We start from the raw sequence: 19,082 nt of genomic DNA, 5'->3' as shown, positions 1-19,082 counted from the left end.
TTTATGCTTGATTGGTAGTGCATCAGCATTACACCCACCTTTACATTGTTGAAAATATATCATGAACCTGTTCTGTAAATACATATTTATTGAACACAAATTAAAAGCAATGAAAACTCAAAAAATGAAGACTAAAATCTCTTTCACCATTATTTTTACTTTAGTTATGGTGTTGTTAAATGCTAGTTGTAAAAACACAAGTGGTGATTCGCAAAAAGGAAACACAAACATTCAAAAACCAAAGGTTGATATACATGCCGCTGCCTTTATGGGGGATGTTAATTCAATGAAACAACACATTAAAGTGGGGAGTGATTTAAATGTGAAAGATCAATATGGTTCAACGCCTTTATCCATTGCAATTACTTTTAATAGAACGGATGTTGCCAATGTCTTGATAAATGGTGGCGCTGATTTGAGCATAAAAAGTGCCGATGGATCAACAGCTTTGCATACCGCCGCATTTTTTGGCAGAAAAGAGATTGTGAGTAGTCTAATAAATAAAGGAGCCAATAAGCAGGCAACTAATAATTACGGAGCTACACCGTACCAAAGTGTAGCTGGGCCATTTTCGGATGTGAAGCCGATTTATGAACAACTTAATAAGGATCTTGGTTCTTTAGGTTTAAGGTTGGATTACGACCGTCTGGAAAAGGTGCGACCGATAATAGCTGATATGTTGAAGTAGATTGAGTTAATTTTTAAATAACAAACTGAACTTTAGTTTTATGAACTCAACAGAAAGAAGATACGACATAGATTGGCTTAGAGTAATAGCCATCGCTTTGTTATTGATTTATCATGTGGCCATAGTATTTCAGCCCTGGGGCACGCTTGTTGGCTTTATTACTAGCAGTGAATCAATGGAAAGTATATGGATTCCAATGGCTATGCTAAATGTATGGCGTATCCCCATATTGTTTTTCGTTTCCGGTATGGGCGTATGTTTTGCTATGAAAAAGAGAACCTGGAAGCAGTTAATTGCCGAGCGAAGTTGGCGTATTCTCTTACCGCTTGTTTTTGGCATGCTGGCAATCGTTCCGATTCATATTATGCTTACACAAATGTATTACAGTCAGGATATATCCTATTTTGCACACCGGGCACATTTATGGTTTTTGGCCAATATATTTGCCTATGTACTAATACTATTGCCCATATTTTATTATTTAAAGCATAAGCAAAATGGTAAACTAAGGCAGAAATTAAATCAGCTTTTTAGTTCACCTTTCACAGTAATAATAGTGATGTCGCCTTTTGTTGTGGAAGCTGAAATTATGGCTCCCGAACATTTTGAAATGTACTCAATGACCTGGCATGGTTTTTTTCTAGGTTTACTGGCATTTCTTTTTGGTTACTTGTTTATTTATAGTGGTGATGGATTCTGGCGAATGGTAAGTAAATGGCGATGGTTATTTTTTGTTATGGCATTTAGTTTATACCTGACGCGTTTGGTTGTTTATGAGTTGATGGGAGCGCCCGATTACTTATTGTCAATTGAGTCAAATCTTTGGGTATTTAGCGTATTTGGGTTTGGATATAAGTATTTGAATCGCCCAGGTAAAACATTACAATACCTCAGTCAGGCTGCTTATCCAATATACATTATTCATATGGTATTTTTATACCTGGGATGTGTGTGGATACTACCTATGGACTTCCCTGTTTCAGCTAAATTACTTTTAGTTACACTCATTACCTTTATTGGCAGTTATGCCTTTTATGAATTGGTAATAAGAAGAGTAGGAGTGGTGGGTGTGTTATTTGGACTGAAGAGGAAATAATATAGATTTAATGGCATTGGACTGGTGGTATATTCCCGAGCTTAATGCCATGTTTAAACATCAAATTTTCATTCGACAACTATCGAACGAATTTTAACGATCAGTTTTCAAACGATCCTATCTACGTTTCATAAAATTTAGGCTTCAAAACAGGCTAATTTCGAATTGTCAGATTTTATTAAAGCATAATACCAGGATATGTTATTGAATCTGCCTTGAGTCTTCATTTAACCATAATCGTAGCATAATCGGCCTTTGATCGGGTGTTCTTCGGGTATTGTTCGGCTCTATAGGATCGAAGCCCACCCGAAGCAAGTACGAACAAGCCTCGAAGATGTATCGAATCTGTATCAATTGATGTTCGAAGGACAGCTAATAGAACTTAGAACTATACCGAAGTAAATTGTTAAATAGCGATTGTAATGCACGTAATATTTACATAAAAGACTCAGCTAGATCTTTCCATTTCACAACTATCATTTTTTAGATTCCAAGATTTCCGTTTACTTTAGGCTGAAATTAAACCATGGCTAAGCCAAGAGATAGTTACGAATGGATTTTATAAATGATAAGATAATCATTAGTGAATTGCGTAAGAGCAATAAGGACGTATATCGCTCCTTATTTCATCAATACTACCCATTGCTAGCTAAGTTTGCCCAGCGTTATGTGTATGATGCGGAGGCTTGTGAAGATTTAATTCAGGATGTATTTGCCACGCTTTGGGAGAAAAGAGAAGCGCTGGAAATTAAGTCAATCAAAGCCTACTTATACACAGCCATTAAGAATAAATGCCTTGGTTACTTACGCCATTTTGATGTAAGAGACAAGCATGAGGTTTTCCTGATTGAAGCCTATATGGAAAGTGCAGGAGAATTGGAGATTAATGAAGAATTAACCAATCGTATTAAAAAATGTCTGGCTGATTTGCCCGAAAAGATGCGTGATATCTTTGAACGAAAATATGTGATTGGACATACGGCAAATGATATTGCCGAAGACTTGGATATCAGTATTAATACGGTTAATACGCAGCTTAAGCGCGCTAAAAATAAAATTCGTACTGAACTCTTGCAGTATGGTATTAAGGTTCTGTTTCTTTTTCCTCTATAATGCTTCAAAGGATGGATCTTGCTTGGGCACTATAGTTTAAAAAGTGAATCAGGTTCATTTAGGTTTGTACGTTATCAAGAAAATTACTTTTAGACAGTAAAAAAAGAAATTGAAACCACGAATTGTTCCGCATAGCAGAACTAGAAAAAAGCGAAGCTTAACTCCTAACGCTCTTGCGCGATTGTATCGCGTTAATTGCTGCTATAAATGGAGCGGCTCTTTATTGGTAATCACAAAAAAAGAGCCGCTCCTTAAACTTCCATTTTAGAACTTGATTCTATTCATTCTTTTCTTCTAAAATTATTTTTTACGATCTTTTTTAAAGTATTGTCACCAATAATAAAAAAAGGAACGTCATTAATGTGAAGAAGAAATAAAAAGAATGGCAAAAATTAATATAGAATACATCGTATTATGGCGCTGCCTCCATGGTATTGCTAGCCAAGAAGAGCTTCAAGAATTGGAGCTTTGGTTAGTGGCCGACGAGTCTCATCGTTTATTGTATCAACACCTTGAACGAAACAAAGAGGCTGATATAGAGGTGTCAGAAGAAAGAATACTAAGACAATGGGAACGTTTACAGACCAGATTAGAGCCTAAATCAACAATTAAGCTTAAGCGCCTATTTCAATATGCAGCGGCAATTATATTGCCACTTGCCATAGGTTTGTCGGTTTTATTATTTACCAATACTGACACAGAAATAACTAAACAAGCTCATGTTATTCAACCCGGAAGTACAAAAGCGCATTTGCAATTGGCCGATGGAAGTTTCGTATCGCTTGATGCTGAAAGTAAACAGTTCATTAAAAATACCAAGGGTGAAATAATTGGGAGCGATTCATTGGATGTACTGGTTTACGACAATTTAGAAGAGGCAAGTGAAGTTGAATACAATACCATTGTGGTACCTCGCGGCGGTGAGTACAACCTGATACTAGCCGATGGAACCAGGGTTTGGCTAAATGCTGAAACAAAATTAAGCTATCCGGTAGCTTTTGTTGGTGGGGAACGAAAAGTTAAACTGGTAGGAGAAGCGCTTTTTGACGTAACAAGAGATGAAACACGAGCCTTTATTGTAACAACTAATAACTCTGCTATAAAAGTATATGGTACACAGTTTAATGTAATGAGTTACGAGGATGAAAAGGTGGAACAAACCACCTTGGTTGAAGGAAGTATTGCTGTACTTTATAATAACGAAGAGGTAATGGTACAGCCAGGACAACAAGCTATTCTAACACAAGGACAAGTCGACTTGCAAATTAAAGAAGTAGACACCGATTTATACACAGCCTGGAAAGATGGTATTTTCCGCTTTGAGAACATGCCTCTGGAAGAGGTGGCCAATAAATTATCGCGCTGGTACGATGTTGATTTCTTCTTTTCGAACAATGAAGTGAAGGGTCGAAAAATATCAGGCGCCATGAAAAGAGAAACAGACTTTAAATTATTTATGGGACTTATTGAAAAATCAGCCGAGTCGGAAATAACGATTAACGACAATACGGTATTGGTGAAAGCAAAATATTAAAAAAAATCGAAGGATGTAGCAGCATCCTCCGATTCGAGTTCAATTCAAACCGGAAAAGTGTAGCAGCACCTCCGGAAAGTATTAACGTCTAAATACAAATCTATGAAATTTACACGAATGTGTCGTGGAAGTAATCTACAAATTCTATCACGACGAACACTATTAATTATGAAAATAAGTGTTGTCTTTTTATTTGCAGTGCTCATTAATATGTCGGCTGTCACTTTGGCTCAAAAGGTAACTTTTGAACAGACAGAGATGACTTACAAGGAGTTATTTAAGGAAATTGAAATCCAAACAGGCTTAATTACCATCTACAGTAATCGTCAGATTGACATGGATGAGCTCGTTGTATTGGAAAATAATGAATTAGAATTATCTGATATTTATTTTTCTGTACTTAATGACAAAGGTCTGGATTTTGAAGTAATTGATGAATATATCGTTGTAAAGAAAGCGGCAAAGAAGCCAATTGTAGTAGTTCAACAACCCGAAGAAAAGAAGATTCTTATCAAAGGAACTGTGGTTGACGAAAAAGGCGAGCCCTTGCCCTTTGCTGCCGTCTGCTTTAAAGGCACTACTAGTGGTTGTGTTTCTGCTGTTGATGGCACTTATGAGTTGGAAGCGCCTGATGAAGAAGGATTAGTGCTAGAGATTTCGAGTTTAGGTTTTGTGACGCAAGAAATACCTGTAGAGGGCAGAACTATTATTAATATTGTACTTATTCCGGATATGATGGGTTTGGATGAAGTTGTTGTAACTGGTTATCAAACTATTTCTAAGGAAAGAGCTACTGGTTCGTTTTCTATGCTTAATAGTGATAATGTAGCCAATAGCCCCAATGAAACCATTGGTGGGAACCTTGAATCATTGGTAGCGGGTGTTCAGACAACTCTTGATGCTGACGGTAATACTCAGTTTACCATCCGTGGACAGAGTTCCTTAACAGCAGATGGTCAACCGCTTATTGTGGTGGATGGTTTTGCCATCGATGGCGGTCTAGAATCGATTAACCGTAATGATGTAGAAAAAATTACTGTATTGAAAGATGCTGCTGCAGCTTCAATTTGGGGTGCTCGTGCAGCCAATGGGGTTATTGTTATCACTTCTAAAAAAGGAAGTGGTAAAAAAGGCATGCAAGTAAGTGTTGAAGCATACGCTAAATTTAGCGATGAAGTGGATTTGAACTATGCCAATCCAATTGCCAGTTCGCAGTCGCAAATAGAATATGAACAGATGCTTTGGAATCAAGGATGGGGAAAACGCATTATTAACCTTGAAGATATTAATCAATCGTTTACAAAGGCAGGTTATTTATTTGAAAAGCAATGGGAAGACCACCTGGCTAATGGAGGTATCGGGCAACCTGTGTACACAATAGATACGCCGGATTTCCAAAAACTCATGAATCAATCGTATCAGGAACAGGTGAAGGAACACATGTTGCGTAAGTCTTTCTCACAGAATTATAATGTAGCCTTGCGTGGACAGGGAGAAAGAAACCGTTATTCTTTGTCGGTAATGTTTAATGACAATAAACATGTGATAGAATCAGATAGCGATAATAACGTTCTGATTAACTTTCGTAATGTTATGCAAGTGAAAGATTGGTTGGAGTTCGATTTTGCAATAATGGAGCAAATCAGAAATGATAAAAGTAGTGGCGTTGGTTTGCGTGATATTCAAGCTATGTCACCATACGAAACATTACTAGATGAGAACGGAAATTATAATCATGTGGAGTACAATAGGGGATACAATTCCAAAGTAATGAATGACCTTCACTCGTACACATCTGGGTGGGCCTATGATGACATGACCTACAATCCGCTTCAGAATATGCGAACGCAAAAGTTTGAAACTAAAACTTTAAGTACTCGAATTAATGCGGGCTTAAATTTTAAAATAGCAGAGGGAATAAAATATACTGTGGGTTTCCAATACCAGAATGCATCCTACAAAACAAAAAACAGATATACCGAAGGTTCCTATTACACTCGCGATCAGGTAAATTTATTTACACTAACGGATTATCAGACCATTTTCGATAGGTTGCCCTATGCCATTAATCCTGAAACAGACTACCAGTTACCTATGGGTGAAATCGTTTATCTAGGTAATACAAATGTGGTTTCATATTTGTTAAGAAATCAGTTAAGTATTGTCAAGAATTATGGTGACCATGCATTTAATTTCATTGCTGGTACTGAAACAAATAGAAATGACACGGAAACAAGCCGTGAGTGGTTATTCGGTTATAATCATAAGAATTACATGAGCTCCGTTCCTGATAAAATGAATAACCTGCAACGTGCCTATTATAGGAATTCAACTGGTAATATCATTACAGGAGGAGATCATATATATGAGCCAGCCTTAACTGGAAGAGCAGGTAGGTATTTTTCATTGTATTCGAATCTAGGATACACGTATAAGGATAAATATACCGTTAGTGCAAGTGTTAGAACAGATGCCTCGAACTTAGTGGTTGATGAAGCTAAATACCGCTATTCGCCATTTTGGTCAGTGGGTGGAAGCTGGCAACTATCAAAAGAGGCTTTCATGGAAAGTCAGGAATGGCTTAACCGATTGACCTTACGTTCGACTTATGGTGTTAATGGTAATAGTAATCAGTTCTCTTCCATGGTGCCAACTATATCGTATAAATCAGGTTCAAGCCCATATTCTGGAGCGGGTTATGATTATGCTAGTCTAACTGACCTTGGAAATTCATCCTTACGATGGGAGCGTGTAAGTCAATTAAATGTTGCTTTAGATTTTGCGTTGTTCAATAATAAGCTCTTTGGTTCAGTTGAGTACTATGACAAAAATAGTGAAGACTTAATAGCTGAGGTTTCAGTGCCTTCTACTGATGGTACAACGCTACAGGCCTTTAATGTGGCCGATATGGAAAACAATGGTTTTGAATTGAATCTGAATGCTAATATTAATATTGCTAATACCGTACTATGGAAACCAATTCTTAATTATGCTTATAACAACAGTATGGTTAATAAGGTTAAAGAAGCATATATTCCATACAATTTTTTGTCAGGCAAATCATTTGTTGAAGGATATGAATACTTACCTACCTGGGCCATTAAGTATAATGGCCTTAATGAGGACGGGGTTGCAACCATAAGAGCTAAAAACGGGGAAGTTTATGATGCGACAGTAAACCTGACGAATACAGGCATTACAGCAACTGACTTAGCTTGGTTTCAGGGAACACGCATAGCTCCTCATGTAAGCTCTTTAACCAATGAATTTTTTTATAAAGGTTTTAGTTTACTGGCCACGATTACCGGCAAATTTGGTCATCATATGTTGGTCGATGGTTTCAGTTATAGTAACCGCTTGGAAACAATGAATTATCATAAAAACCTGGATGAACTAATAATTGGTAATGAAGAGGCCACTGGTGAATTTCCATTACCTGAACAGAGAATTGATGCCTATGGTCAGTATAGTACCAATGCCAGATATCTGGAGTCGAGAGTGGCTGATGCTTCTTATATTCGATTCAAAGAAGTGATGTTATCGTATACCATACCACATAGAATCACCTCGCAGTTTGGATGCTCTAATTTCAGGGTTTATACACATATCAATAATGTGGGTATGCTGTGGACAGCTAATGAATTAGGTATTGACCCGGATTACCCAATGGGAAGTTCCTACTTCAGACCAGAGACTACTTATACAATTGGTTTAAGTCTAACATTTTAATAAGAAACAATTATGAAAAAGATATTTTCAATATTACTTATATCAGCATTTGTTTTTGCTTCGTGTGAGGATTTTCTGGATGAACCACCTAGCAAGGCCAGTCAGCAAGAAATATTAACGACAAAAGATATTGATCTACTGCTTAATAATACGGATTATGATGCCACAATAATTCAAGATGTGCGTTGTGATTATCTGTCTGATGATTTTAATTACCATTTAAATGTGTATGATGCGCTTGGCGGATGGATAAGCTATGCGCAAGTTCAGGATTTTGCCTGGCAAGATAAATTGTCTTCAGTTGAAGATAGAAATTGGAACGACGCATTTAACAGTATTTGGCAAAGTAATTTTATTATTGCAAATGTGCACGATTTGGAAGGTTCCCTTGAAGATAAAGATAACCTGAAGGCTGAAGCTCATTTGATAAAAGCCAATAAGTATTTAGCACTTTCTATCAAATATTGTTTGTATCCAAATGCTTCAAACGCTGGAGAGATGGGATTACCCATTAAAAATTCCACAGCCTTTGGGGAGCAAACTGTAAGAGCTTCTTTAGCAGAAACATTTCAACAAATAGAAGCTGACCTTAGCGAAGGTTTAAAGATTGAGACAGAAAAAGTTAACACTATTCGCGAGAGTCAAGCATCGGCCGCTGCATTGGCAGCTAGGTATTATTTATACATGCATGATTTTGTGAATGCCAAAAAGTATGCTGCTGACGCCTTGTCAATGCATTCAGAAATGGTGAATATGGAGACCGAGGTGCAAATTATTCCGGTTGGTGAATACGAAGTGCCTTCAACTTCATTCCTACGTTCATATGCGCCTGCTTTTTACGAAGGATGGAAAAGCCAATATAAAATTTTCCATCATGGTGATTGGGCTTATGTTCCCAGCAAGGATCTTTTGGCAGCTTATGAGCCGGAAGATATGCGCTTGTATTTTTATACTCAGGATTATTTAGGTGGCTGGTTTGGTATGACTGAAAATAATGAGCTTTATAAAAAATTTGGGGGTAACGTAATGACCGGAACAGATGCTGCTGAAATGTACTTGATTTTGGCCGAGTGTGAAGCGCGTGATGGCAACTATGCTGCCTGTATGGAGCATGTTGAAATGGTTCGAATAAATCGTTTTAGAGCGGCAGAATATTCTGAACTTGCAACACCCACTACCATTAAGGAAGCCGTGCAATTGGTGGCGGATGAAAGAAGACGCGAATTACCTTTTACTTCTTCGCGTTGGTCGGACTTGAAGCGTTTAAATGCCGAAGGTTTAATAGACCCGATTACGCTTACTCGTACTTTCTATGAATTGGGTGAAACTTCAGTTGATTATTCTTCTATTGTTAATTATACCTTGGAACCTAATAGTCGCAAGTATGCACGGCCATTGCCACAAGAGGTTATTAAATTAACAGAAGGATCGGTTAAGCAAAATACATACTAAGAATTATTCCACTCCGGATATTTTATTGGTCTGGGGTGGAATTGTTTTCCAACACTATTTATTCATCTCAATTAATCTTCTCAACATTGAGAGGCTTAGTTTATTATATCTTTTAAAATGAAGCAATTATTATTTCTCACTATTCTCCTCACCGCCATATCGTGTCAGTTTCAAGATACGGGAGTATTTACCATAAATGGAACAGGCCTTGAGAAATTTAATGGAGACAGTATTAAAATATACATGCCTGATACAACATCTGGCAGAGGGCATTTTACTGAACAAGCCCTTATAAGTAATGGGGCATTCACTATTAATGGCGATGTAGAGAATCCACGTCTGGTGTATCTTTCAATTTACGACAAAGAAGGCATTTATAAAGGTTGGAAATTTGAGATGATTTTAGAGGACAGTACGATTGATATAGCCTTTGCTGATAAAAAAGAAGATGCGGTGCTACAAGGTGGCTTATATCACACCATCATAATTGATGATGTTAAGTCTAATCCTGAATTAAAAGCGGCCAAGGCAGAGTTAATGAGCTACATGACAATGCTTCAATCAGAAGGAGATGAAAATCCAAGTGATGCAGAAATGCAAAACTATAAAGAGTTGGCAAATAAGTATCAGCAACTGGAAAAAGATACTTATCAGGCTATTTATTCAAAGCACAGCGATCCGGTAGCGCGTTTGTTTGCGTATAAAAAAATGCGCAGCTATGATAATTGGGAAAATGATTTGGCGCAGCTAGAGAAAGAAACAGGTGCTATAGATGAGTTACTTTTATTGAAACACACCATTGTATCGGCAGAGAAAGCAAAGGCCAATAAAGTAGAAATAACAGTAGGGGACCAGGTGAAGGATTTTACGGCCAAAGATTTAAACGATAAAGAATTTCACCTAAAAGAAGTTTTAGCGCAGAACAAGTTTGTATTGGTTGAATTTTGGGCATCGTGGTGTGGTCCTTGTCGTGCAGAGATTCCGCATATGAAAGAAGCGCATAAACATTTTCATGACAAAGGCTTTGAAATTGTTGCTTTTACCCTCGATCACAATCGTAAATCGTGGCAGAAAGCTAGTACGGAAGAAGCTATTCCATGGGTGAATGTTAGCGACTTAAAAGCTTATAAAAGCCCGGTAGTGCAAATGTATGGTGTTAAAGGTGTACCTGCGAATTATTTGGTTGATAGCAGCGGGAAAATAATTGCCATGCATTTAAGGGGTGCGGCATTGGATAAGAAACTAAAAGAACTACTTGATTAAATCTAAGATTATGAATAAAGCATTAATTATAGCCCTGTTGTGTTTAGGTATTGTGAACTCAATGGCACAAAACAAAACAGTTCAACTTAAGGGTGAATTAAGAAACTTTCAATCGGAGGTGAGTCTGTCAAAGGGAACACCAGAAGCACAATTGTTGAAAGAGAATATTCAATTTAAAACTGATGAGCAAAATAAATTTGAGCTCAATTTTGAATTAGATGAGCCGGCCTACTTTAATTTGGGTAGAAATACCCTTTATCTTTCTCCTGGTGACAACTTGGAATTATCGTTGGACATGGATGCTCCTTTGGATGCTGTTTTTAGTGGTACTGGTGCCGAAGCTTGTGATTATTTAAAAGAGCGTCCGTTCCCCAAAGCGGGTTCTTACTTATACGGAACTGATATTATGGAAGGCGATCCTTCGGCCATTGAATTGGGTAAGCGTGTTGCAAAGCATATTAAAAACAAACAGGAAAAACTAGATGCCTTAAATAATGTGAGTGCTCAGTTTAAAAAAATGGAACATGGTCGCATTCTTTTTGATGGAGCTAATACTTTAATGTCCTTCGGTTATCGAGACGCTTATGCCAAAAAAGTACCTCAGGAAGAGATGGCTCAATATGCCGATAGTATTACAAATCTATTTCAAAGTGATATAACCAGCTACCTGGCTGGTGGTCATGATAAAGATTATTTAAATATTGGTGCCTACCTAAGTGTTAGTAGTGCTTGTATAAAACAACTTGGAGAAGATAAAATGGATGCCGAGATACTGGATTTCTTGAAAGTACAGGAGCTTATTTATCTGCTTAATCGCAAAGGGCCTATAGCGGATGTGCTTAGTCAAAAAAATGAGCAAGAGCCACAGTTGAGAACAGACAAGTATAAAGGCATCCTCAACCAAGCCTTTGGAAAATACAATAAGCTGATCCCTGGTCAGAAAGCTCAGAACTTTGAAATGACATCAATAGATGGTAAAGTGATTACTTTAGATGATCTAAAAGGTAAAATATTAGTTATTGATGTATGGGCCACTTGGTGTGGACCTTGTAAGGCTGAGTCACCTCATTTCGAAGCCTTGGCCGATAAATACCAAAGTGATAAGATGGAATTTATCTCACTTAGCATTGATTCATCAGAGAAACCATGGAAGAAGTACCTGGCCGAACATGCTAAAACATCAACGCAATACATAACACCACGTCCACGCTTGAAGGCATACGAATTAATGACCGTACCTCGCTTTATGATTATTAGTGATGATGGTCTTATTATCGATGCTTTTGCACCAGTGCCATCCGACAAAGCCTTTGAGGCAATGATTCAAAAGCTAATACAGTAGTATAAATAAGAATATTAAATAAGTAGTATCATGTGTGACTAACTTCTACTATTTATTAAGCCCTTGCTTCAGCAAGGGCTTTCATACTAATTAATATGGCGAGCTATTATTTAGAATTAAAAAAGGACATATTAGGCGAACGTAGCATACACGTTCTGGGTTGTGATCAATTAACGAGTATTGAGAAAGAACTTTTGTTAGGTGATTTTACATCATCTGAAGGTGCATACAAATATGCCCAGTGGCATTTTCCTCATTGGAATATTCAGGTTTGTAAAACTTGCCAATCCCATGAAAATAGGATGCAAATAGCAGGATGAGCATGAAAAGATACATGTCTAAGTGATGGGCTTGTATATCAGGGGAGTTTTTTAGATTGGCCTCATTCTTCGGAATGGGGCTTTTTAAAGTCAAGAGATGTTAGTCAGTAGTCCGTAGTGGTTAGTTGATAAGCATAAGTTTTTGGGAATGGAATTAGCAAAGATTGATTATGGATTAGTGATTAAAGATGAATTGATTTGAAGATATGTTCGTTTACCTTTATGTTTGCTGAGTCGCTCTCCGTTCGGCAAAGTTTGCAACTTAGTCGAACTACCCTGATAAGAGTTAAGTTTATTGTGAACAATGTATGACATAATTGGTTATGTTACTGATCTTTGCCATTGTTTCTCATTTAAAACACTTATCATGAAAATTGTATTGATACTTATTACACTCTTAACTAGCTCAATTTCTCTGTCTCAAACTACCAAAAAGGTGCTCATTTTAATAAAAGAAGAGTCTTCACAGCTAGAATTTATGTTGGAAAATGAAGCACTTAAGATGAGTAAGATGCTTAAGGAATCAGGTTTTGAAGTACATACTGCAACAGTCTCAGGAGACAGACTTCATGAAGGTGCTGTTTCACTGACTCCCGATCTCAAGCTAAGTAGTGTAAAGATTGATGAATACGATGGATTTATAATTCCATGTATGATAGTAGATAATACAACAGAGGAGATTGTTTCTTTTGTAAAAATCGCTGTTGAAAGCAATAAACCAATTGCAGCTCAAGTTGCTTCGGTATATTTACTTGCTGAAGCCGGTGCACTCAGAGGCAAAAAATACGCTTTGTATTCTGACCAAAGCGCAAAAAGTGCTTTTGCGGGGAGTGTTTATGCAGGAAATGGACTAGTAAAAGATGGAAACATAATAACTTCAGGAGGATGCCCATGGGCAGAATATAAAAAAAGAGGGAAAGACCAAACTACTGAAATAACTCTGGCTTTTATCGATATGGTAAAGGCAAACTAATTAACTCGGGCTAATAAATTTTTCAGACCTACAGCCTGGATTGTCATTGTTTATAAGCGCTTGGGGTATTGCCCATGCAGGTGCTGATGTGTAATCAGTGCCTCTACTATAAAAGCACAAGTAGAAAATTCAAACAGCAATATCAGGCCTCATTATTCGGAGTGGGGCTTTTTTTACACCCAATTGTCTTGAGTAGCACAACCCAAAAACTTTGGGCTATACTATCCAGATTAATTGTACTTATGCTTCCATGGTGTTTGGGCTTATAAGCCCTAGGTATGTAGACCTAATACCCCAAGTTGCTTGGGCAAAAAAAGAGCCTGACGTTTGGTCAGAATCTTTGTGAGAACACCCTATGCCGGGACTAAATCTTGGAGTAACCTTCCTTTTTTAAGTGTTTTACCCTTATGAAGAATAACTCTTAATTCGACCTGAAATGTCCGCCGTTAAGCGTAGCCACTAAATAATGTAAATCGTTCGGCGTATGCCTCTGGCTACGTCACCTTTAACAAGGCCTCCAGCCTGTATAAAAATATAAGCCTTGTCATTCTGTATTATCAGAATTGTAAGGCTTTTCACTTATAAATTAATCTTCAAAGGCCGGCGCAGATTTGTAATCAGAGCCTTCTTATTAAAAGCACGAATTACACTTTCATATCCAAACCCACGAGAACTTCCATATTTTACACGAATACCCCTCAAAATTGTACGAGAAGCAAATAAAATCATAAGAGAACAGCCCAATAGTGCACGAGAATTCAAAAAAAAAGCACGAGGGATATCACACCTTGCACGAGAATGTTCATATTTTATCCGAGGGAATAAAAAAATCCCGCGAGAGCTGGTCAAAACTTCCGCGGGAAAGTAAAATCAAGGGGTTCGATAGGGGTAAGAAAGTAGCTTGAAATACTAAAATGCTCCGATGCCTTGGTGATATTGGCTTCGGAACTAATAAAATCATAGTAGAATGTTATTTAATAGGTATATGCAATGCTTAATACACGGCTAATGTAGGCTTAATATTAAGGCAAAGTACGGGTAGTATATTTAAGTAAAACTTCGTGCTATGAAAAGGAAAGGAATAAGAACATTGGTAGTTATTTTATGTTTGAGCTGTTTGGGTGCCTGCTCATCAGATTCAGACAAAATAACAGACAAGGAATTGCTAAATGAAGCTTTGGCAAAAGGATCGTGGCAAGTTGCATTTCAGCATTCGCTAAGCAAACGTGAACTTGAGCATCCGCAGATAAAGTTAACATTTTCGGAACTTGGGAAGGTACAGGCCAATCATGAGAGTCAATTATCAGACAATGTGGTAGAAGGTGAAGGAGCCTATAGCTTAGTATACGACAAGGTAGAACTTAAAAGTGGTAATTGGGAAGCAGATGACGAATCTGATGAGGTGCATTTTGGTTCGGATAAGGATGATGATGAGCTTTTTCTCTCACTTGCCTTTGGTACAAAGGAGCTATTGCTTTTTAATCACCGATGGAAAGTAAAGCGTTTTACATCAACTTTGGTGGAGTTGAGAGCTAACGATCTATCATTACGCTTGAGTAAAAGTGATGATTAGTTTAAACTTGTTATTGGCAGCTTGTTGTATTACCAAATCAATATATTTTTGTTAATATCAGTTAGTACATAAAATGTTGATGATGAAGCGTGTTAAAAAAAGGCCGACTACATTCATTAGCTAGCCTTTTTTGAGCTTAATATCTTGCTTAAAGTTTACAATTGGTATCATTAGATACTAAGGCGAAAGTCAAAAAGGTCATTGTTGAGAAGCCGCAGAACACTTTTCATCCTTAAGCAATGAAAAACCAGCCTTATCGAAGATGGCTTTGTCTTGTTGGATATTGGTGCCAATGGTGGTTAAATAATCGCCAACTAATGCAGCACTTACACCCGATTTAAGCGCTTTATCCTGAATGTGCGAAATCAAATTTCGACCTCCTGCCAAACGAATATTAGCCATGGGATTAATGAAACGGAATAGGGCAAAAGTCGTTAATACTTCTTCATCGCTTAATGGAGAATAATTTGACATACCAGTACCTTCAACCGGCATTAATATGTTGATTGGTATCGATACCACTTTCAAATCTCGTAAGGTCAAGGCCATTTCAATGCGTTGTTTCATTGTTTCGCCCATACCAATGATACCACCTGAGCATACACCCATACCCAATTCTTGGGCAAAGCGTATGGTTCGGTATTTTTCCTCAATAGTATGTGAGGTAACCACCGATTTAAAGTAGGAAGGAGCTGTTTCTATATTACAATGGTAGTGTTCAACACCCGATGCTTTTAACTTTTCGAGTTGCGAACGATTAAGCAATCCCATTGAGGCGCAAAGGTGAATGTCTGTATTTTTCTGAATGTTCCTATACACACCACATAGTTCGTCTAGGTTTCTGTTGGAGATGGAGCGCCCACTGGTGACTAAGGAAAAACGATACACGCCCTGATCGGCATTCTCTCTAGCTTGCTTTTCCGCTAATTTTAAATCGACTAATTCATACTCTTCCACATCGGTATTGTGAAACATCGATTGCGAACACCATTTACAATCCTGGGTGCATTTTCCCGACTTGGCATTCAGTATGGAGCACATTTCCATTTCGTTTCCTTTGAAATGCTTACGAATTGTATTGGCGGCTTCGTAAAGTTTTTCCTTGTCTTCTGTTTTAAGTAACTGCAGGGCTTCTGTCTCACCTATTTGTCCCCCGCTTAAAACTTTATCTAATAATATATCCACCATAATTTTTCTAAAAAAAAACCGCTATCAAGGCATAATCCTCAATAACGGCAGTTTGTATGTCGTTTTAATTAATTCAGGTAAGTATTCTACTATGTCAATAGTTACAGGTTGTAATACTAATAAATCTTCCTTTGAAAGCATGATGTCATCGTCTTCCTCATCTTCCAGTATTTGATGAATAATAGAATCAATAATGACTACCAGCTGCCCAATACTTTGTGAAACACTTGTTGAAAGGGCACTAATATGAACCACACGGCCAAGTGAGTTAAAAATGGCATAGCCTTTTCTGCTCCATTGTTTAAAACAGAAATGCATAGTCCTGGTATTTTCGTTCACAGCAATCACAATTACAAATGTAGATATAATAATTGAAGTTGAATGCTGTTAATAATTTAAGAAAAGAACTTTGTACCTCAGTGTCTCTGTGTTTTATTTTTTCGCTGAACTATTGAAATAAAAAATGCTTTTCTGTTTTACTACTGACATACTGTTGTCACTTGCTACCTTTTTCTTTGCTGAAAATTAATTTAAACTTAATCGATATGGAAACAAAAATTATTGAAAAGACATTGGTAGCAGCACACAGTTTTAAAACAACATTAGAAAAAATTGGTGAAGCAGTAGGAGTTGTGCCTGAGCAAATTTATAATGAATTACAGAAGCAAGGACTGGAGCCTGTTGGACCACAAATATGGAACTACATAGGCTGTGATGGCAAAATGGAAACAGAATTTCAGTTGAATGTTTGTGTGCCAGTTGCTAAAAAAGGAACTGATACCGAGTTTGTGAAGTTTGTTGAGCTGGAAGAATATAACTGTGTAAGCCATACCTTTACTGGTGCCTGGAGTGAATTTGCACAAGTGTATGATGACTTGCTTGGTAAAATGAGCAAAGAAGGTTATGAACTAAAATGGACCAATCGCGAGGTGTATCACCATTGCGATTTTGAGGATCAGAGTAAGTGTGTGACCGAGATTCAAATTGAAGTGGCGTCATAATTATTCAAGGAACGGTTCTCTGTTTGCAATAGGTGAATAAAGAACCGTTCCCTATCTAATCTATTCTTCATTGGCATTAGGACATAATTCATAAATACTGTAGTTTAGAGTAAATATCAATCCAAAATCAATAAACTATTATAGGTGAATAGAATTGATCGTTTAAGTGCCATTCTTATTCAATTACAAAGTAAGAAGATTGTTAAGGCTCAGGAAATAGCAGATAGGTTTGAAATTAGCTTACGCACTGTATATCGCGATATACGTGCTTTGGAGGAAGCAGGTATACCCATAGGAGCAGAAGCGGGTATAGGTTATTTTCTCAATTCCGAATTTCATTTACCACCCGTTATGTTTACACGCGAAGAAGCAAGTGCTTTTTTATTGGCCGATAAATTGGTGGCTAAACTGTCGGATCAGAAGGTAAGTAAGGCTTTTGAAGGTGCTTTATTTAAGGTGAAATCTGTATTAAAAGAGAGCGAACAGGAGCATCTTGAAAATTTGCATGCCAAAGTAAGTGTTTTTAGTACTGATACCTGGGGGCAAAAAAACGACAATCTATTCTTGCTGGATATTCAGAGTGCTTTGGCCAATCAACAGGTACTTGAAATTGACTACACGGCCAAGTACAATAAGCAACAAAGTAAACGTTTAGTTGAACCCATTAGTCTTTGCAATTATGACAAAAAGTGGCATTTAATTGCCTATTGCCGATTACGTAACGACTACCGCGATTTCAGATTAGATCGAATTAATAGCTTAAGTATTTTAAACGAACAATTCGACGAGAAGCAACATTTATCTTTGGAAGAGTATTTTGAACAGATGAGTCAGGATAATAATTTACATACCATAAAACTTAAAGTACATCAGGATATCGTTGGAATTATTTCTGCTTCAAAATATTGGTTTGGTTTAGTGAAGGAAACCAAGGGAGATACCTGGCACGAAATGACCTTCTCGAATAATAACCTTGAATTGTTTGCCAAATGGGTCATATCCATGATTGATAAGGTACAAATAGTTATGCCTGTTGAATTAAAAACAATAATTCGCAATGATCTAACTCGTCTTCAACAACATTATAAATAAGCACATTAATAGTATTTATGTCAGCCAAGGTTTAAAAACAAACACAAAGACACTGAAGCACAGAGATATTTATTTTTTACTTTGTTTTAATGTTTTAAATCCGTAACTATTTTCCTCTGGAAACTCTTTGCAATATAAAATTGTTATTTGACGATTATTAGTACTACTAGTCGTGTAATTCAATTCCAAGATGCATACGAAATAAACTCTGTGCCTTTGCGACTCTGTGTTCATATTGTTTTTAACCAACGATTCGCATTATATAGTACCGAGGGCTAAGTGCCTGTTTCTTGATTACAAATGGATTTTTGAACAAAGCAAACTCTTGATTTGTACTTATTATAAACTTTTAAAGATGAAGAAATTTAATATCGCTTATTTAGTAAGTACTGGAATAATAACTGCATTCATGCTAATGTCAACAGGTATGTACTTTTTTAATCATGCCGAAGTGAGCAAGGTATTTACTACTTTAGGATACCCAACTTATATTATTTATCCACTAGCTATCGCAAAATTATTGGGTTTGATTGCCATCTGGACCAATAAGTCAAAGTCACTAAAAGAATGGGCCTATGCTGGGTTTTTCTTTGACTTCATACTGGCCTTCTTTGCCCATTATATGATTAATGATGGAGAGCAATTTCCTGCACTGGTAGCACTATTGTTATTAGCTATATCATATTTTACCTGGAAGAAACTTAAATAACTATTAGAG

The 19,082-nt window shown here is 37.1% G+C and carries 16 protein-coding genes; 14 read left to right on the top strand and 2 right to left on the bottom strand.

All coding sequences use genetic code 11. From position 1 onward, the window contains the following. The first annotated feature begins 124 nt into the window (after nucleotides 1-124). From ACRD7B_RS00920 to ACRD7B_RS00870, 11 genes are all read left to right on the top strand, one after another. Nucleotides 125-688, top strand: a complete 564-nt coding sequence (locus ACRD7B_RS00920) for an ankyrin repeat domain-containing protein (RefSeq protein WP_430822557.1) — start codon at nucleotides 125-127, stop codon at nucleotides 686-688. Nucleotides 689-728: 40 nt separating this feature from the next. Continuing rightward, the gene (locus tag ACRD7B_RS00915; RefSeq protein ID WP_430822556.1) at nucleotides 729-1,784 is read left to right on the top strand and encodes an acyltransferase family protein; all 1,056 of its coding nucleotides are present in this window, start codon (nucleotides 729-731) and stop codon (nucleotides 1,782-1,784) included. Between the two features lie 552 nt (nucleotides 1,785-2,336). Continuing rightward, nucleotides 2,337-2,897, top strand: a complete 561-nt coding sequence (locus ACRD7B_RS00910; protein WP_430822555.1) for an RNA polymerase sigma-70 factor — start codon at nucleotides 2,337-2,339, stop codon at nucleotides 2,895-2,897. A 382-nt stretch (nucleotides 2,898-3,279) separates the two neighbouring features. Further along, nucleotides 3,280-4,431, top strand: a complete 1,152-nt coding sequence (locus ACRD7B_RS00905; protein WP_430822554.1) for a FecR family protein — start codon at nucleotides 3,280-3,282, stop codon at nucleotides 4,429-4,431. Between the two features lie 102 nt (nucleotides 4,432-4,533). After that, the gene (locus tag ACRD7B_RS00900; RefSeq protein ID WP_430822553.1) at nucleotides 4,534-8,160 is read left to right on the top strand and encodes a SusC/RagA family TonB-linked outer membrane protein; all 3,627 of its coding nucleotides are present in this window, start codon (nucleotides 4,534-4,536) and stop codon (nucleotides 8,158-8,160) included. Between the two features lie 12 nt (nucleotides 8,161-8,172). After that, nucleotides 8,173-9,612, top strand: coding sequence for a RagB/SusD family nutrient uptake outer membrane protein (locus ACRD7B_RS00895; protein WP_430822552.1), 1,440 nt, complete (start codon nucleotides 8,173-8,175; stop codon nucleotides 9,610-9,612). Between the two features lie 117 nt (nucleotides 9,613-9,729). Beyond that, entirely contained in the window at nucleotides 9,730-10,875 is a 1,146-nt protein-coding gene (locus ACRD7B_RS00890) for a redoxin domain-containing protein (RefSeq protein WP_430822551.1), read from the top strand. Nucleotides 10,876-10,885: 10 nt separating this feature from the next. Further along, nucleotides 10,886-12,217, top strand: coding sequence for a TlpA family protein disulfide reductase (locus tag ACRD7B_RS00885; RefSeq protein WP_430822550.1), 1,332 nt, complete (start codon nucleotides 10,886-10,888; stop codon nucleotides 12,215-12,217). Nucleotides 12,218-12,312: 95 nt separating this feature from the next. Then, nucleotides 12,313-12,537 carry a hypothetical protein gene (locus ACRD7B_RS00880; protein WP_430822549.1) on the top strand — a complete coding sequence of 75 codons (225 nt, stop codon included), beginning with the start codon at nucleotides 12,313-12,315 and terminating at the stop codon, nucleotides 12,535-12,537. 367 nt (nucleotides 12,538-12,904) lie between these two features. Next, the gene (locus ACRD7B_RS00875; protein ID WP_430822548.1) at nucleotides 12,905-13,510 is read left to right on the top strand and encodes a DJ-1/PfpI family protein; all 606 of its coding nucleotides are present in this window, start codon (nucleotides 12,905-12,907) and stop codon (nucleotides 13,508-13,510) included. Nucleotides 13,511-14,576: 1,066 nt separating this feature from the next. After that, nucleotides 14,577-15,083, top strand: coding sequence for a hypothetical protein (locus tag ACRD7B_RS00870; RefSeq protein ID WP_430822547.1), 507 nt, complete (start codon nucleotides 14,577-14,579; stop codon nucleotides 15,081-15,083). Between the two features lie 198 nt (nucleotides 15,084-15,281). On the opposite strand, the gene bioB is transcribed toward ACRD7B_RS00870, so the two are convergent. Then, a complete protein-coding gene (gene bioB / locus ACRD7B_RS00865) occupies nucleotides 15,282-16,271 on the bottom strand; it encodes a biotin synthase BioB (protein WP_430822546.1) in 990 nt (329 codons plus the stop codon). A 24-nt stretch (nucleotides 16,272-16,295) separates the two neighbouring features. Next, complete coding sequence (locus tag ACRD7B_RS00860; RefSeq protein WP_430822545.1) at nucleotides 16,296-16,589, bottom strand: hypothetical protein; 294 nt, start codon at nucleotides 16,587-16,589, stop codon at nucleotides 16,296-16,298. A 227-nt stretch (nucleotides 16,590-16,816) separates the two neighbouring features. On the opposite strand from ACRD7B_RS00860, the gene ACRD7B_RS00855 reads away from it, so the two are divergent. From ACRD7B_RS00855 to ACRD7B_RS00845, 3 genes are all read left to right on the top strand, one after another. Beyond that, entirely contained in the window at nucleotides 16,817-17,272 is a 456-nt protein-coding gene (locus ACRD7B_RS00855; protein ID WP_430822544.1) for a GyrI-like domain-containing protein, read from the top strand. A 144-nt stretch (nucleotides 17,273-17,416) separates the two neighbouring features. Further along, nucleotides 17,417-18,364 (top strand): helix-turn-helix transcriptional regulator, encoded by a 948-nt coding sequence (locus tag ACRD7B_RS00850; RefSeq protein WP_430822543.1) that lies wholly within the window; start codon nucleotides 17,417-17,419, stop codon nucleotides 18,362-18,364. A gap of 355 nt (nucleotides 18,365-18,719) precedes the next feature. Then, nucleotides 18,720-19,073: a DoxX family protein gene (locus tag ACRD7B_RS00845; RefSeq protein ID WP_430822542.1), complete on the top strand. Its 354-nt coding sequence runs from the start codon at nucleotides 18,720-18,722 to the stop codon at nucleotides 19,071-19,073. Nucleotides 19,074-19,082: the final 9 nt, after the last annotated feature.

It is taken from the genome of Carboxylicivirga fragile, assembly GCF_050589805.1.
GTDB classification, from domain to species: Bacteria; Bacteroidota; Bacteroidia; order Bacteroidales; family Marinilabiliaceae; genus Carboxylicivirga; species Carboxylicivirga fragile.
This window is presented reverse-complemented; position numbering and strand designations above follow the sequence as displayed.